The organism is Sphingomonas sp. LH128 (assembly GCF_000293195.2).
Classification (GTDB): Bacteria; Pseudomonadota; Alphaproteobacteria; order Sphingomonadales; family Sphingomonadaceae; genus Novosphingobium; species Novosphingobium resinovorum_A.
Genome location: NZ_ALVC01000239.1, coordinates 1 through 14,740 on the forward strand (window position 1 = coordinate 1; position 14,740 = coordinate 14,740).

Genomic DNA, 14,740 nt, shown 5'->3' on the forward strand with positions numbered 1-14,740 from the left:
TCCCCGATAGCTCAGCGGTAGAGCATTCGACTGTTAATCGAATGGCCGTAGGTTCGAATCCTACTCGGGGAGCCAAAGTCCGATAGCGGAGCAGATTGCCGGAACCTGCTCACTTCTACACGGTTGTAGCCTGAAAGAATCGTGGTTAGGTTGCCCGTGTCATGAAGGAACTGTTCCAGCACTCCGCGATCACCGACGGCCTCACCGTGCGTGTGGCCGTCAATTTCCTGCCCGAGCAATCGCGTATCGAGGCGGGTAAATGGTTCTGGGTGTATCACATCCGGATCGAGAACGAGACCGACCACACGCTGCAACTGATGACCCGTCACTGGCGCATCACCGATGCCAACGGCAAAGTCGATGTGGTCGAGGGTGAGGGCGTCGTCGGGGAACAGCCGTTGCTCGAACCGGGCCGGAGTCACGACTACGTCTCGGGATGCCCGCTCTCGACGCCGCAGGGTTCGATGGAGGGGTATTACACCTTCCGCCGCGATGACGGCACCGAATTCCGCGCCAGCATCCCCTTCTTCCCGCTTGCTGCGCCCGCGACCGCAGGCTGATATTGCCCCGCGCGACTGTGGCGCTTAGGGAAGCGTCATGAAGCGCACGCACCTGCCCCTCAACGCCCTGCGCGTCTTCGACGCAGCGGCGCGCCATCTCTCCTTCACCCGCGCCGCCGACGAACTGGCGGTGACGCCCGCCGCCGTCGGCCAGCAGATCCGCGCGCTGGAAGACCTGCTCGGCGTGGTGCTGTTCCGCCGCACCAGCAAGGGGCTGGAACTGACCGAAGAGGCGGGTGCCGGTCTTGCCGCGCTGCGCAGCGGGTTCCTCCATTTCGAGGACGCCGTGCAGGCGATGCAGGCAGGGCAGTCGAGCCACGTCTACACCATCGCTTGTCCGCGCGAGTTCTTCGCCGCCTGGCTGGCGCCGCGCCTTGCCGCATTTCGCGCTGCTAATCCGCAAGTGCGATACGTGCTGGTCGATGGCGAGATGACGGATTTCACAGAAGCTAACCTCGACCTCGCGGTGCGCTGGACGGATGGGCCGGGCGATCTTGAGGGAGTGGCGCTCGGTAGCGCCGAATGGGTCGAAGTGGGCTCGGGCGACTGGATCGGCTGGCCGGGCGACCCCGAGCCGGACGGTGAGGGAGAAGAGGCCAAGCCGCCGGTCGTGGTGAGCGATGCCGGGCAGGCGATCGCCGCCGCGCTGGCCGGGATCGGCCGTGCGCGCATTCCGGCGCTGCTTGCGGCGGGCGTCGCCGGGCGCGATGCGGCTGTGGGTGAGCCAACGCCGAGCCGTCGTGGCTATTGGCTGGTCGCGCCGACGCCGCAGTGGCGGCAGAAGAAAGTCAAGGAACTCGTCGCGGCGCTGACGGAGTGAGTTGCCCACCCCGTCCGACTAACTCGCTGCGCTCGTAAGTCTCCCGGCCCTCCCGCAAGCGGGAGGGCAGAACAGACCTCTCATTCCCCTCCCGCTGGCGGGAGGGGGCAGGGGTGGGCTTTCATCATTCATCAGCGGTGGGCTTCCCTCAGCCCAGCAGCGCCGCTTCCTTCTCCGCCAGCAGGCGGTCGATCTCGGCGCGGCTCTTCTTTTCCGCTGCCGTCTTGAGCTGGCCGCAGGCCGCATCGATGTCGCGTCCGCGCGGGGTGCGCACCGGCGCGGAAATGCCGCCCTGGAACACGATCTCCGAGAACGAACGGATGCGCTCGGGCGTCGAGCATTCGTAAGGTGCGCCGGGCCAGGGGTTGAACGGGATCAGGTTCACCTTGGCGGGCAGCTTGTAGTGCTTGAGCAGGCGGACCAGTTCGCGCGCGTCGTCGTCGCTGTCGTTCTTGTCCTTGAGCATCACGTACTCGAAGGTGATGCGCCGGGCGTTGGAGGCGCGCGGATAGTCGGCGCAGGCTTGCAGCAGCTGCTCGATGCCGTACTTCTTGTTCACCGGCACGATCTCGTCGCGCACTTCCTTGGTCACCGCGTGAAGCGAGACGGCAAGGTTCACGCCGATCTCCTCACCGCAGCGTTCCATCTGCGGGATCACGCCCGAGGTGGAGAGGGTGATGCGGCGCTTCGACAAGGCGAGGCCGTCACCGTCCATCACCAGCTTGAGCGCATCGCGCACGTTGTCGAAGTTGTAGAGCGGCTCGCCCATGCCCATCATCACGATGTTAGTCAGCAGGCGGCCGCTAGGGTGGTAGCCGCCTTCCTCGTCATCGTCGTCACCGATGTCGTCCATCAATGCGGCGAGGCGGCGACTGTCTTCGGCGTTCTTGGGCCACTCACTGAGCGAATCGCGCGCCAACATGACCTGGCCGACGATCTCGCCCACGGTCAGGTTGCGCACGAGGCGCATGGTGCCGGTGTGGCAGAAGCGGCAGTTGAGCGTGCAGCCGACCTGCGAGGAGACACAGAGCGTCCCGCGATCGGCGTCGGGGATGAACACCATCTCGAAGTCGTGCGCGTCTGCCGTGCGCAGCAGCCACTTGCGGGTGCCATCGCTGGAATGCTGCGCCTCCACGATCTCCGGGCGGCCGATGACGAAGCGTTCGGCCAGCCAGGGGCGCATGGTCTTGGCGATGTCGGTCATCGCCTCGAACTCGGTCACGCCGCGGTGGTAGAGCCAGTGATAGACCTGCTTGGCGCGCAGCTTGGCGGCCTTCACGTCCAGCCCGGCGCCTTGGAACAGTTCGGCGATGCGCTTTTTGGGCAGGCCGATGAGGTCGATGCGCCCGTCTTCGCGCGGGGTCACGCCGTCCACCAGGGAGGGACGCGCCACGGTCATCGGGTCGACGTTGCCCGGGATCGGCGTGAGGCCGGCGGCGGTCGAGACCGCTGCGGTGGAGATGTGCTGCTCTGACATGATCGGCGGGCATATAGTGCATATCGCCCCGAAACGGAAGATGCGCGCCCGCGCGAGCCTGCGCGAACGGCGAGCGCTTTGTCAGGTTCCCGTCACACATCGCGCCACATACTCCATCCATCGACGCAGTGTTGCCGAAAAACATCAACGTTTTCGTTGTGTTAGGTTCAGGAAACTCCGGGCGGTCCATCCGCTTTTGACCAGTCCAAGGCGGGGCGACCCGCTTGCTGGAAGCCCGATGGGCAAGCGGGAACAGCCCGCCTCACGGGATCGTTTTTGGAGTACCGTTTATGAAGAAGATCCTTGTTTGTCTCGCCGCAGGAACCGCCATGGCCTCGGCCGCTCCGGCTTTCGCGCAGAACGTCGCACCGGTCGATCCGTTTTCGCAGTTCCACGTCGAGGCGCTGGGCGGCTACGACGCCACCAAGGCGGGGAGCAGCGTTGACGACGACGTCAACGAGGACAACAACAAGACGGTCGACGGGTTCACCTACGGCGTCGGCGCGGGCTACGACTTCCGCGCGGGCAACCTTGTGGTCGGCCCCGAGGCGGAAGTGACTTGGTCCACCGCCAAAACCCGCTTCAACGACGGCGAGTTCGAGGGCTTCGGCCTCGGCAACGTCAAGGCGAACCGTGATCTCTACGTCGGCGCGCGCGTCGGTTACGTGATCAGCCCGAAGACGATGCTCTATGCCAAGGGTGGCTACACGAACGCCAAGTTCGACGTTCGCAGCACCTTCGGCACGGTCGACACCAATCGCGACATCGATGCCGACGGCTGGCGCATCGGTGCGGGCGTCGAGCAGGCGGTGACGAACAACGTCTTCGCCAAGATCGAGTACCGCTACTCGAACTACAGCAAGGGCGAGATCGACTACACGAACGAGATCCCCGACAGCCAGCGCTTCAACCTCGACCTCGACCGTCACCAGGTCATGGCGGGCGTGGGCGTGCGCTTCTAAGGTTTCACGACCTCATGGCGAGGGAAGGGCGGGGCCGTGGCTCCGCCCTTCTTCTATCTGAGCCGGGCGCAGCCGATCAGCGCGGCGTCCATGGCTGAAGCCGCGCCGGGCAGGACATACGTATCGCCGAAAGGCAGCCCCCGGTCGTCGCGCGAACCGATGGTCATCGAGCGGGCCGAGCGCATGGCGGCGGTGATCGCGGCGTTGTCGGCATCGCTGCGCGGCCATGCGTCGCCGCCGCCGCCGGTCAGTTGCAGGCGCCTGTCACCGACGCGAAGGGTGATCACCGCATTCTGCGCGAGCTTGCGCGACAGCCGGAAATGCACCTGCCCCCGCGCTCCGCGACTCGGCCATGTGCCGATCGCCGCGTAGGGCTGGTAGTCACGCCGCTTTGCGCTCGGCTCGGCCTTGGCGATGGCGTAGCAGCGCGGGACGAGCGGATCGCGAAAGGCGCCCCATGTGCCGTAGAGGCCGAGGCTCTCGCGGGCGTGTGCCGAGGGGGCGAGCGCAAGGCATGACAGGGACAGGAGAGCCGCGAAGCGAAGCATTCAGAACAAGCTCCACAGCGGGTTCTTCGGGTCGGAGAGCAGCTTCACCGTTAGCGCGAAGGACATGACGACGAGCAGCGGCCGCACGCCCTTGCCGCCGTAGCGGATCGCGAGGCGCGCACCGACCTGGTTGCCCGCGACGTTCGCCGCCGCCATGCCCGCGCCCAGTAGCCACAGCACCTTGCCGCCCGCGATCATCGCCAGCAGCCCGGCGACGTTGGTGGACAGGTTCAGGAACTTGGTATTGGCGATCGCGCGCACGAGGCCAAGTCCGCCCAGCGCCACCAGCGCCGTCGTCAGGAACGAGCCGGTGCCGGGGCCGAAGAAGCCGTCGTAGAAACCGATGCCGGTGGTGATCAGCGTCAGCCCTAAGCGGCCGACGCGGGCGTGGCGATCGACCTCGCTCATCGGCGGGGCGAGCAGGAAGTAGAGGCCCATCGCGATCAGCAGCACCGGCACGAAGGCGGCGAGGAACTTGGGATCGACGAACTGCACCGCGGTTCCGCCCGCCACCGAGCCGACGAAGGCGCCGAGCGCCGGAAAGGCGAAGGCCTTGAGGTCGACATGCCCGGCGCGGTGGAAGGTCAGGAAGGCGGAGGACGTGCCGATGGTGCTCTGCAGCTTGTTGGTCGCCAGCGCAGAGACGGGCGGTATGCCCGCTGCCATCAGCGCTGGGATCGTCAGCAGCCCGCCGCCGCCCGCCAGCGCGTCGACCCCGCCCGCAAGAAAGGCGATGGCGATGAGGAAGCCGATCGCTTCGACGCTCAACTCCATCATGGGTAGCTCACCGCCATGATCTCCCACTCCTTCTCGCCGGACGGCAGGCGCACGATGCGCAAGTCGCCCACGCCTGCGCCGCGCAGGGCGCGGGCGATCGGGGCGCTCCAGCCGATGCGGCCGGTGGAGGCGTCCTGTTCGTCGTCGCCGACGATGGTGATGGTCAGGCGCTCGTCGTCCTCGTCGGCGAGTTCGACGGTGGCGCCGAAGAAGACCTTGCCGCGCTCGGTCTGGTCGGCGGGATCGACGACCCGCAGCGCCTTCATGCGGCGGGCGAGGAAGGCCAGTTCGCGGTCGATCTCGCGCATGCGCTTGCGGCCGTAGAGATAGTCGCCGTTCTCGGAGCGGTCGCCGTTGCCCGCCGCCCACGAGACGATCTCCACGATCTCGGGGCGCTCCTTGCCGAGCAGGTGGTCGTAGCGGGCGCGCAAGGCGGCCATGCCAGTGGGAGAGATGGGAGGACCGGCGGGTTTCATGTCGCCGCTGATAGGGCGAGTGCGGCTCGATTAGAAGCGGCGTTTGCGCGTCATCAACCATGCCAGCGCGCAGGTGCCGACGAGCGGGCCGATCCAGTCGATCCACTGGTCCAGCTTGGGCCAGACGCGTAAATCGAACGGTCCCCACCACGGCATGTTCGCGCGCAGGCCGTGGCCGAACTGCTCGATCCAGCGATACTCCGCCTGCGCTGCCTCGCGCCCGATGAAATAGGCGCTTGCGAGCGCCGCGCCGGTCCACCAGTTGCCGGTCAGGCGGGCGACGAGGACCTGCACCGCCAGCGCCAGCAGCAGATGTTCGAGGTACATCACCGGGCGGGCGTGGCGATCAGCCCGGCGCGCGCTTGCCCGGCATCAGCCGCGAGAGCTTGTTGGCGCCGTTGTAGTCCGACTTCTCCGGATACATCGTCTCGTAGACCACGGCGTTTTCCAGCACGCGCTGGACGTAGTTCTTGGTCTCGTAGATCGGGATCTGCTCCAGCCAGTCGAGCCACTCGACGGAGCCGGTGCGCGGATCGCCGTTGGCGCGCAGCCACTTGTTCACGTTGCCGGGACCGGCGTTGTAGGCGGCAATGGCCAGCGGCAGGGCACCGCCGAAGTAGTCCTTCACGCGGCGGAAGTAGGCGTCGCCCAGCAGGATGTTGTAGCTGGGATCGCTGATCAGCGCGCCTTCGTCATAGGCGAGGCCCATCTTGCCCGCCTGCTCGCGCGCGGTGCCGGGCATCAGCTGCATCAACCCGCGCGCGCCCGCGTGGCTGAGCGCGTTCTGGGCGAACTGGCTCTCCTGCCGGGCGAGGGCGTGCACCATCGTCCAGTCGGTGCCCTGCGGGGTCGGGACCAGCGGGAACGAGATCTTGCCGAACTGGTCGAACCCGCCCGCATGCGCGCTCTGGCCCATGATGACGGCGAGGTCGCGGCGGCCGATCTCACGCGCCAGATCGGCGACGAGCACGTAGTCCTCGGCGGTCTGCGCCTGGTTGGAGATCTCGCGGTAGAACTGCACGCCGGTGCGCCAGTCGGCGTCGCGGGCGACGTCGCGCACCGCCCGCGTGATCGGCAGCGAGGCGAACGAGGTGCGCTGGGCCATGCTCGGCACCGCGCTCGGCCGGGTGTCGAGGTTGGGGATCGGGCGGCTCAGCCGTTCGAGCGAAAGCTGGCCGTAGAAGTACTGCGGATACTGCGCCGCCATCTCGAAGTAGCGGTTGGCGCCCGCCGTGTCGCCGCCCATCGCGGCGGCGCGGCCAGCCCAGTAGAAGCCCTTGGAGCGCGTGCCCGGCGTCTGCGCGGCGGCGCCGTAGCGGTAGAACAGCGGTGCGGCCTGACGCGGGCTGGAGAGGCTCCACAATGCCTTGGTCCCGCCCAGCCACATCAACGTGGTGTAGTCGTCGCGCACCCGGAAGGACTGGCGGCTGACGTCGGTGCCGGGGGCGAAGGCGTCGTCGATCGAGGTGGCGATGCGCACCGCGCTCGATGCGTCGGCGGCTTTCGCGGCGGTGAGCAGTTCGCGCACCCACTGCTCGGGCTGGGCTACCGGGCGCGACAGCGGCGGGCGATTGGCGAGCAGGCTCACCGCACCCGCACTGTTGCCCGAACGGCGCGCCTGCACCGCGCGGTTGTAGATATAGCCGGGGTCGGACGCGATGCCGGAGGGCAGGCTCATCCCCAGCGTGCCCGGGGCGGAGCCTTGCAGCAGCGTCAGGCGCTCCATGAACTCGGCGCGGCGGGCGGCCGAGACGAAGGAAATCTGCCGCTCGGCCTGCGCGGTTTCGCCCTGCCACAGCAGCGCATCCATGCGCGCGTCGTGATCGGCGGCGGTGAACTGGCCTCGATAAAGGCCGAGGAGGGCGGCCTCGTCCGAATCGATCAGCGCCCCCATGCGCCAGGCGGCGACGGCATTGGTCGCGGCATCCGCGCGGCGCATCGTCGAGAGCGCCACGGCATAGCGGCCCGCCGCGCGGCTGCCGATCGGGGCGAAGCGGTCGAAATAGCCGATCACCGCCTGGGCCGAGGGCGATTCGGTCAGCAGCGCCTTTTCGGCATAGCCCCTGATCTTGTCCTGCTGCGGATAGCCCGGATACGTCAGCAGGAACGAGGTATAGGCGGCGAAGCCCATGCGGTCGTTGGCGCTCAGCAGCTTCCACTGGTCGATCGACTGGTGGACGTTCATGTCGTGCGTCTGCATCGACTGCGCCCTTGCCGCATCCCATTCGCGGCCGTCCGGCGTCCCGTAGGGCGACGTTGACTGGGCGAGTGCGGGAACGGCAAAAACGGTGAAAGAAATGCTCAGCAGCAGGTGGGGGGCGCGCAACATGCTGGACATTTTCTCAAGAGGCTCCTTATCAGGCGCTGAACGTGACGTTCGGCAAGCGGGGTTGTTCCCCGGCTGAGCGATCATTGAGCATCGCTAAGAGGTAAAGTCCATGTTCTCCGGCTCGATTCCCGCGCTTGTCACACCGTTTCGCGACGGGGCGTTCGACGAACAGGCTTTCCGCCGCCTCGTCGACTGGCAGATCGAATCGGGCTCCTCGGCGCTCGTCCCCTGCGGCACCACGGGTGAGAACTCGACGCTGTCCAACGCCGAACACCACCGCGTCATCGAAGTCTGCATCGAGCAGGCGGCGGGCCGCGTGCCGATCATCGCCGGATGCGGCAGCAACGACACGATGAACGCGCTGCTGCACATGAACTTCTCGAAGAAGTGCGGCGCGGCCGCCGCGCTGCTGGTCGCGCCTTACTACAACCGCCCGAGCCAGGCGGGCCTGCTGGCGCACTTCAGCTACCTTGCCGAGAACAACGACTTGCCGATCGTGCTCTACAACGTGCCCGGCCGCACCGTCACCGACCTGCTGCCCGAGACGGTCTGCGAACTCGCCCGCCGCTTCCCGGGGCGCTTCATCGCGATCAAGGACGCGAGCGGCGACCTCAGCCGCGTGACCGACCACCGCATGGGCATCGGCAAGGACTTCGTGCAGCTTTGCGGCGATGACGAACTGGCCCTGCCGTTCAATGCGGCGGGCGGCGTCGGCTGCATTTCGGTGACCGCCAACGTCGCGCCCGCGCTCTGCGCCGAGTTCCAGGCCGCCTGCGCCGCCAATGATCTGGAGAAGGCGCGCGAGTTGAACGACCGCCTCTACCCGCTGCACTACGCCATGTTCGAGGACAGCTCGCCGGGGCCGTGCAAGTACGCGCTGGCGCAAGTCCACGACTGGATCGAAAACGAACTGCGCCTGCCGCTCGTCACGTGCGGCGAAGCGGCGATGAAGTCCGTGGACGAGGCCTTGGTCCACGCCGGGCTGGTGTAAGGCTTCCGCGGGGCCCCGGCACAAGTCTGGGGCGCCGCGCCTTTTCGCCTCACTCCGCTGGATTGTGCTGCTGAACGAAGCGCATCGCCGCTGCCAGCATCTGCTTGCGGGTCTCCTCGCGCGAGAGCCAGTGGTCCTCGCCTGCCAGCGTGACCAGTTCGTAGGGCTTACCGGCATCCTTCAGCGCATCGGCCATGACCAGGCTCTGGCGGTAGGGGACGACCGTATCGTCCTTGCCGTGGATCAGCAGCACAGGCGCATCGGCCCGTGCGGCGAAGCGGCGCGGCGATGCGGCGTCGAAGCCCTTGCGGTCGCCGAGTTGCTCGACCAGTGAACGGCCCAGCATCTTGGACCCCCCGCTTTCGCGAAGATCGGTGTCGTACATCAGCTTGATGTCGGCGACGCCCGCCACCGAGACCGCGCACTTGTAGAGCCCATGCTGGATCGTCACCCCGGCCAGTGCGGCATAGCCGCCGTAGCTCGCGCCGACGATACAGGCCCGCTTCGGATCGACGATGCCGCGCCCGGCCAGTTCGGCGAGGCCGTCTGAAATATCGGTCTGCATCTTGCGGCCCCACTCGCCGTCACCGGCATGGCGAAAGGCGTCTCCGCGTCCGGTCGAGCCCCGGAAGTTGGGCTGGAACACGGCATACCCGCGCGAGGCGAAAGCCTGCGCCCACCAGTCGAACGCAGGCTTGTCGTAGGCGGCCGGGCCGCCGTGGGGCAGCACGACGAGCGGCAGTCCCTTGGCCTCGCGTCCCGGTGACAGCGTGAGGATGCCGTCCATCTCCAGCCCGTCCTGCGCCTTGTAGTCGATGGCCGAGATCGGTCCGACCTGCTCGGGAGCGATGCTTGGCCTTTCGTCGCCGACCGGATCGGCCCGGCGCTGCGCGACGTCGACGAGATACCAGGTGCCGCTGTCCTGGTTGCCGCTGGTGCGCAGCAGGACCTTGGAGAAGCCCGGCGTCCAGTCGATCAGGTCAACCTGCCTGCCCGCGAAGGCTTTGAAGATGCGGGTGATGGCGTGCTGCTGCACAGGATCGTCCATGACCGTGCGCGGCACTTCCTCCATCGTGCGGTAGCCGATGAGGATGCCGGTGGTGCGGTCTACGAAAAGGCGATCGATGGCGATGCCGGGCAGATACTCCTGAGGCGTTCCCCCGGCGAGGGGCACTTCGAACCAATGCTGGACGCCGTCCTTGTCCTCGATCTGGTAGATCACGCTCGCCCCGCCGCGCCCGAAGGCGACGAGGCTGACGTCGCCGGTCGGGTCGACGCCGCGCACCAGTTCCTTTCCGCGCAGCGTGTCGATCGTCCACAGGCCGCTTTCCTCCGCGATGTCGAGCGTGACCGAGACCGTGCCCGAGGCATCGACGAGCCAGTCGCGATAATGGTTTTCCGCGGCAGGAGGAGCGACCACGCGCGGTTTGTTGGTGGCGATGTCGACGGCGTAGAGCGTCGTGCGCCCGTGCTTCCAACTCGGCTCGCCACGGGTGGTGGTGTCGAGTGCGATGCCGCCGAAGAAACCTACCGTGCGCCCGCCGATGGTGCGCAGGCCATAGCGGCCGCGCGTGGCATTCACGATCGCGCGGTTCTTGCCGAAGACCAGCCCGGTCTCGTTGCCCGCCTTGAGCGGGATCAGCACGGTGCCGTTCATCTCCACCTTGTCGGCGGTGAAGCCGAACAGCGGCACGGTGGCGCTGTTGGTGAGGAGCACGGTGTCGGCATCGGCCCAGTCGATCCGCCGTATCTTGTTGGTGCCGCTGGCGGCGTTGAAGCGAACCTTGCCGTCCCGGGTGACCACCAGGATCCGGCGTTCGCCCTGGGACTGGGCGACGCTGGCGATGGAACCGCCGTCAGGCGAGAGGGCGGCATCCTCCACGCGGGGCAGTTCTCCATAGGCATTGAGCGGTGGCGGTTCGACCGTCGCCGCCGAAGCTGCCGGCAGCACTTGCAGGAGGAGAAGGGCGGTCGGAACGGCCGCCCGCAGGACTGTGCGCATATGAGAAATTCCCCCGAATTTGTACGCGATATTCCCGCAATTCCGGGCGTTTGCAACGCAAGGTTGATCCGGAAGGCGATGACAATCCGTTAACCGCGCCGTTCATTCGCGGGCGCGGCTGTCCATCCGGTTCGGCCGCTTCGTGGCGCGTGGAGGATTTCTCGCGCTGAACCGGATCAAAGGGGCGTTTTCTTTTCGCCGTCTTGTCCCTACATGCGGCTGATCATGGCACGCCCTCAAAACTCCGTATTCGACAAGTTCAAGACCGTTGCGGAAAACCGCAAGGCACGGTTCGACTATTATATCGAGGACAAGTTCGAGGCCGGCATCGCACTCACCGGCACCGAAGTGAAGTCGCTCCGTTTCGGCGAGGGTTCGATCGCTGAATCCTTCGCCGAGATTCGCGGCGGCGAATGCTGGCTGGTCAACGCCAACGTGCCTGAATTCAGCCACGGCAACCGTTTCAACCACACGCCCAAGCGCCCCCGCAAGCTGCTGCTGCACGAACGGGAAATCTCCCGTCTGCAGGGCGCGGTGGAGCGCAAGGGCATGACGCTCGTGCCGCTGTCGATCTACTTCAACAGCCGGGGCCGCGCGAAGGTCGAACTGGCGCTCGCCAAGGGCAAGAACGCCGCTGACAAGCGCCAGACGATCAAGGACCGCGACTGGAAGCGCGACCAGGCCCGCATCATGCGCGACCACGGCTGAGCCGGGATGAGCGCAATCCTCCACCGCATGTCCGTGTGGCTGCACCGGCAGATGCCCACTCACGCCCAGCTTGAGGGGAATCGCTTCACCGCGCCTTTCGCAAGGCGGCAGGAACTGTTCCGCTTCACCCGCCGCTCGGTCCCGCGCGGCATGGCGGTGGGCATGTTCATCGGCATCTTCGCGCTGATTCCGGGCGTACAGATCGTCGGCGCGGCGCTGATGTGCGTGCCGTTTCGCGGCAACATCCCGCTCGCGGCGGCGGTGACCTTCATCTCCAATCCGTTCACGACGCTGCTGATCATCCTCCCGCTCGCGGTCTCGATCGGCAACAGCTTCGGCTATCACGCCGACATCGCCACGGTGAACGCGATGGTGCGCGAAGGCGCGGGTTTCCAGCAGTGGTGGCACTGGCTGCTTTCCGATACCGCGCCCGCCGTGGTGATCGGCCTGTTCATCCAGTCGGTCATCGCCGCTTTCGTCAGCTATTTCCTGACCTTGTGGTTCTGGCGCTGGTGGATCGGCCACAAGCACCGCGCTCGTCGCCTGCGGCCGAAACGGGATCGCATCGAAACCCCCACGGAAACCCCCGCATGAATGAAGTCTCTGCATGAACTCTGGCATACAGCGCCCCGGACTGCGCACTGACGTCCTCGTCGTCGTCGGAGCCCTGCTTCTGAGCGCCGTGCTGATCTGGGTCGTCTCGGGCGACGTGCTGCTGATGGCGACGTTCCTCGCCGCAATCCTCGTGTTCGGTGCAGGCGCATGGGCGCTCGCCCGCCGCCGCGCGCCCGCCGCCGAGGTCGAGTTCGCCCAGCCCGACTGGTCGGTCACCGTCGCCGGGATCGAGCGCGCCGACATGGCGATCGCCGTCACCGACCGTGCCGGGCGCCTGACTTGCGCCAATTCCTGTTTCGAGAACTGGTTCGGCCCCGCTGCCGCGCCGCCCAGCCTGCCGGTTCTGCCGATCTCGCTCGAACGCCTCGCCGAAGCCACTCGTCGCGCCTGGCGCGACGGTCACGGCACGGCCGAGATCGCCAACGAGGACGGCGTCCACTGGCGCGCAGACGTGCGCCGCACCGGCAGGGGCGACGACTTCCTCGTCTGGCGCATCGGCGCCATCGGCTCCAGCGACCCGGTCGGCGAACTCGTCGCGCAGCTTGATGGCAAGCTGGGACGCGGCCTTTCCAAGGCGGGCATCGCCGCCGCGCTGGTCGATCCCGACGGCACTATCCGCGCCGCGAGCGCCGGTTTCGCCCTGCGCGCCACCGGTGATGCCCATGCCGACATGACCGGCGCCGACTTCGTCGCGCTGCTCGGCCAGGAGGAGGGCGAGCGGATCGGCTGGGCGCGCGATGGCGGACGCGGCGGCGCGCTGGTGCTCTATCACGTCCCCGTCACCGACCCTGACCGTACCGACGAGGCCGACCCCAACACGACCCCGTCGCTGATGCTCGTGGTCGAGGCCTCGCAGGGCATCGGCACCGGAGGCGGCGGCACCGGCTCCGCGCCGCATCTGGAGGCACTTCTCAGCCAGCTCCCGCTTGGCCTCGCCATGGCCGACCGCGACGGACGCCTCCTCTTCGCCAACCCGGCCTTCATGCGCGCGGCCGGCCACGAAGGGCAGGAACCGCCGACCTACCCGACCGACCTCGTCGTCAAGGATGACAAGCGCGCGCTGTCCGAAGCGATCCGTCGCTTCGCGCAAGGCCCGGCTGCGGCGGGAGACCTCGCGATCCGCCTGACCAGTCAGCCGGATGATCCCGTCTCGCTCAGCCTCGCGGGCGTGCGCGGCCTTGGCGATGCCGCCGTGTTGCTCGGGCTTACCGATACCTCTGAGGAAATGCGCCTCAAGCGTCAGGTAGCACAGGCCACCAAGATGCAGGCGGTGGGCCAGCTTGCGGGCGGCGTCGCGCACGATTTCAACAACGTGCTCACCGCCATTCTCGGCACCTGCGACCTCATGCTGATGCGCCATACGCCGGGCGATTCGGACTATGACGACATCCAGCAGATCCGCGCCAACTCCAACCGCGCCGCCTCGCTGACCCGCCAGTTGCTCGCCTTCTCGCGCCAGCAGACGCTCCGGCCCGAGGTAATCCAGGTGCCCGACGTCGTCGCCGACGTCTCGCAGATGCTGCGCCGCCTGATCGGCGAGAAAATCCAGCTTGCCGTCACCCACGACCGCGATCTCGGCCCCGTCCGCGCCGACCCGACGCAGCTCGAGCAGGTCATCGTCAACTTGTGCGTCAACGCCCGCGACGCCATGCAATCGCGCGGCGACGGTGCGGGCAAGCTGACGCTCGCGACCCGCCGCATCACCACCACCGACGTGCGCGCGATGCGGTCCGAGATCATCCCGGCGGGCGAGTACACCGCGCTCATCGTCGAGGATACCGGCGGCGGCATCCCGCCCGAAATCCTCGGCAAGATCTTCGAGCCGTTCTTCACCACCAAGGAGCAGGGCAAGGGCACCGGCCTCGGCCTCTCGACCGTCTACGGCATCGTCAAGCAGTCGGGCGGCTTCATCTTCGCCGAGACCGACGTGGGCCAAAATGGCAAAGGCGGCGGCACGCGCTTCACCGTCTATCTCCCGGTCCACCATGCGACCCCCGGCAGTCTCCCTGAAAAGGCGATCGTCGCCCCCACCCCGCCGCCGACGCAGTGGGCGGGCGGCGGTTCGATTCTGCTGGTCGAGGATGAGGACCCGGTGCGCATCGTCGCCGAACGCGCGCTCACCCGGCAGGGCTACCAGGTCACCTGCGCGCGCGACGGCGAAGAAGGCCTCGAACTGGTGGAGGAGGGCGGCCAGTTCGACCTCGTCGTCTCCGACGTCGTCATGCCCACGCTCGACGGTCCAGCCATGGCGCGCGAGATTCGCCGCTTCGCGCCCGACCTGCCGGTGCTGTTCATGTCGGGCTATGCGGAGGAGCAGCTGCGCAAGCAGATCGGCATCCCCAACGCCTGGTTCATGCCCAAGCCGTTCTCGGTCCAGCAGCTCTCCGAAAAAGTCGGGGAAGTTCTGGCGCAGACCGCCAAGGGCTGATTCCCGCGTTAAAAAACGGAAATCTGCCGAAGTTCCTATCTTGTTCT

14 protein-coding genes and 1 tRNA gene are annotated in these 14,740 nt (G+C 67.2%); 8 read left to right on the plus strand and 7 right to left on the minus strand.

Annotation, left to right across the window (positions count from 1 at the left end; genetic code table 11):
- The 3 genes from LH128_RS18815 to LH128_RS18825 all read left to right on the plus strand — a co-directional run bounded on the left by LH128_RS18815 (position 1) and on the right by LH128_RS18825 (position 1,380).
- Positions 1-75: transfer RNA gene (locus tag LH128_RS18815), tRNA-Asn, on the plus strand.
- A gap of 86 nt (positions 76-161) precedes the next feature.
- Positions 162-560, plus strand: a complete 399-nt coding sequence (gene apaG, locus LH128_RS18820; protein ID WP_008831267.1) for a Co2+/Mg2+ efflux protein ApaG — start codon at positions 162-164, stop codon at positions 558-560.
- A gap of 37 nt (positions 561-597) precedes the next feature.
- Positions 598-1,380 (plus strand): LysR family transcriptional regulator, encoded by a 783-nt coding sequence (locus tag LH128_RS18825; RefSeq protein WP_008831268.1) that lies wholly within the window; start codon positions 598-600, stop codon positions 1,378-1,380.
- Positions 1,381-1,528: 148 nt separating this feature from the next.
- On the opposite strand, the gene rlmN is transcribed toward LH128_RS18825, so the two are convergent.
- Positions 1,529-2,857 carry a 23S rRNA (adenine(2503)-C(2))-methyltransferase RlmN gene (rlmN, locus tag LH128_RS18830; protein WP_008831269.1) on the minus strand — a complete coding sequence of 443 codons (1,329 nt, stop codon included), beginning with the start codon at positions 2,855-2,857 and terminating at the stop codon, positions 1,529-1,531.
- Positions 2,858-3,147: 290 nt separating this feature from the next.
- Here rlmN and LH128_RS18835 point away from each other — a divergent pair, with 290 nt between their 5' ends.
- Positions 3,148-3,819: an outer membrane protein gene (locus LH128_RS18835; protein WP_037520291.1), complete on the plus strand. Its 672-nt coding sequence runs from the start codon at positions 3,148-3,150 to the stop codon at positions 3,817-3,819.
- 53 nt (positions 3,820-3,872) lie between these two features.
- On the opposite strand, the gene LH128_RS18840 is transcribed toward LH128_RS18835, so the two are convergent.
- From LH128_RS18840 to LH128_RS18860, 5 genes are read right to left on the minus strand one after another with little or no spacing between them, the layout of a single operon-like run.
- Positions 3,873-4,367, minus strand: coding sequence for a hypothetical protein (locus LH128_RS18840; RefSeq protein ID WP_008831271.1), 495 nt, complete (start codon positions 4,365-4,367; stop codon positions 3,873-3,875).
- Positions 4,368-5,144, minus strand: a complete 777-nt coding sequence (locus LH128_RS18845) for a TSUP family transporter (RefSeq protein ID WP_248005939.1) — start codon at positions 5,142-5,144, stop codon at positions 4,368-4,370.
- The gene (greB, locus tag LH128_RS18850) at positions 5,141-5,620 is read right to left on the minus strand and encodes a transcription elongation factor GreB (RefSeq protein ID WP_036523799.1); all 480 of its coding nucleotides are present in this window, start codon (positions 5,618-5,620) and stop codon (positions 5,141-5,143) included. Before greB ends, LH128_RS18845 begins: the two co-directional genes overlap by 4 nt.
- Before the next feature lie 30 nt (positions 5,621-5,650).
- Positions 5,651-5,947, minus strand: coding sequence for a hypothetical protein (locus tag LH128_RS18855; RefSeq protein ID WP_008831274.1), 297 nt, complete (start codon positions 5,945-5,947; stop codon positions 5,651-5,653).
- 19 nt (positions 5,948-5,966) lie between these two features.
- The gene (locus LH128_RS18860) at positions 5,967-7,958 is read right to left on the minus strand and encodes a lytic transglycosylase domain-containing protein (RefSeq protein WP_008831275.1); all 1,992 of its coding nucleotides are present in this window, start codon (positions 7,956-7,958) and stop codon (positions 5,967-5,969) included.
- Between the two features lie 100 nt (positions 7,959-8,058).
- Between LH128_RS18860 and dapA the strand changes: the two genes are divergently transcribed.
- Entirely contained in the window at positions 8,059-8,940 is an 882-nt protein-coding gene (dapA, locus tag LH128_RS18865; RefSeq protein WP_008831276.1) for a 4-hydroxy-tetrahydrodipicolinate synthase, read from the plus strand.
- 49 nt (positions 8,941-8,989) lie between these two features.
- On the opposite strand, the gene LH128_RS18870 is transcribed toward dapA, so the two are convergent.
- Positions 8,990-10,942, minus strand: coding sequence for an alpha/beta hydrolase family protein (locus tag LH128_RS18870; RefSeq protein WP_008831277.1), 1,953 nt, complete (start codon positions 10,940-10,942; stop codon positions 8,990-8,992).
- A gap of 225 nt (positions 10,943-11,167) precedes the next feature.
- On the opposite strand from LH128_RS18870, the gene smpB reads away from it, so the two are divergent.
- Genes smpB through LH128_RS18885 form a run of 3 tightly spaced genes read left to right on the plus strand, consistent with a single transcriptional unit; the run spans position 11,168 to position 14,693 of the window.
- Positions 11,168-11,650, plus strand: coding sequence for an SsrA-binding protein SmpB (gene smpB, locus LH128_RS18875; protein WP_008831278.1), 483 nt, complete (start codon positions 11,168-11,170; stop codon positions 11,648-11,650).
- Between the two features lie 6 nt (positions 11,651-11,656).
- The gene (locus tag LH128_RS18880; RefSeq protein WP_008831279.1) at positions 11,657-12,244 is read left to right on the plus strand and encodes a DUF2062 domain-containing protein; all 588 of its coding nucleotides are present in this window, start codon (positions 11,657-11,659) and stop codon (positions 12,242-12,244) included.
- 13 nt (positions 12,245-12,257) lie between these two features.
- Positions 12,258-14,693: a hybrid sensor histidine kinase/response regulator gene (locus LH128_RS18885; RefSeq protein WP_008831280.1), complete on the plus strand. Its 2,436-nt coding sequence runs from the start codon at positions 12,258-12,260 to the stop codon at positions 14,691-14,693.
- Positions 14,694-14,740: the final 47 nt, after the last annotated feature.